At 56.7% G+C, this 1,138-nt stretch carries 1 protein-coding gene; it reads right to left on the bottom strand.

Annotated features, from left to right (window positions below; translation table 11 throughout):
• Positions 1–1,118, bottom strand: a 1,118-nt coding sequence (locus ACT3TJ_RS17955; protein WP_444666131.1) for an IS1380 family transposase, incomplete at its 3' end; no start/stop codon positions are given.
• Positions 1,119–1,138 lie beyond the last annotated feature (20 nt).

Genomic DNA, 1,138 nt, shown 5'->3' with positions numbered 1-1,138 from the left:
CGCTCGAACAGCGTATAAGCGAAGCCCGACAAGATCAGCCGCCACTGATTGGCCCACCAGTGCGTGCTGGAGGTCCGGTCAGCAAACAGGCTCAGTTGTTGATCCTTGATCCGGTTCTCCATGTCACCCCGGGCACAGTACTGCTCGTAGTAAAGCTTGAAGCCATCATCGTAACGGGAACTGATGATAAACCGGGGATTAGAGCCTAACTCGCCTTCTTCCAGGCGGGCCACCACCCAGCGTGAGTATTTCCAGGAGTGGGCTTGATACTGGAAGCGAAACGTCTCTGCCACTTTCCCTCCCACCTGCCATTGGGTCTTGCGCACCAGCATCATGGGCACATCCACTTCCTTGAGCAGCCGGCTGTTCTTGGCGATTCCCACGATGTAGTCGACGTGATGCCGATCACACCAGTTCAGCATCCGGGGACGACAAAAGTGGCTATCACCTCGTAACACGATGCGCGTATCGGGCCAGTATTGACGGATAAAGCGTACCAGTAAGGCGAGGATCGCCCAGCTATGGCGGCTGTCGCTGCGGTCACTGGTGCGCAGATAGCTCACCAGTAAGTGGCGCCCACAGAAGACATACAGTGGGAAGTAGCAGTGGTGATCGTAATAACGGTTAAAGAACTTGCCGGGTTGCTCGCCATGCACGGGGATGTCGGTGCCATCAAAGTCCAGCACGATCTCCTTTGGTGGTTCGTCATGCTGTTCAATGAAGTGATGCCACAGCAACTCATGGGCCTTCACTATTGCTTGCCGATCGGCGTTCTGCTCCACCCGGCACAGCGTCGACTTGCCTGCCAGCGTATCCTCTTCACCGAGCGCTGTCTGAAGGGCCTGATCATAGCGCAGGGCCTCATGGTCGTTGAAATCTTCATAGCCAGCGGCGACACCGAACACCCGCTGACGAACCAAAGTGTCGAGCTTATGACGAACCTGTTCCGGTGCGCGGGGATCATGAAGCACGGCGGCCAAGCGGCGTGTCAGGCGATGCTGTTTATCGACTTCACGAAGCAGGAGTAATCCGGCGTCCGACGTAATGTGGCCCCCGGAGAAGTCGGCTTCAATTTGGCGGCGTGAGAGTGGCGAGAAGGTCAGCTTTTCAGGTACCATTTTGGAAGCGGCTGTTGGTG

This window comes from Halomonas sp. AOP30-A1-24 (genome assembly GCF_052378165.1).
GTDB classification, from domain to species: domain Bacteria; phylum Pseudomonadota; class Gammaproteobacteria; order Pseudomonadales; family Halomonadaceae; genus Vreelandella; species Vreelandella citrativorans.
Note: the sequence above shows the minus strand (reverse complement) of the source record. Positions and strands in the feature narration are given on the sequence as shown.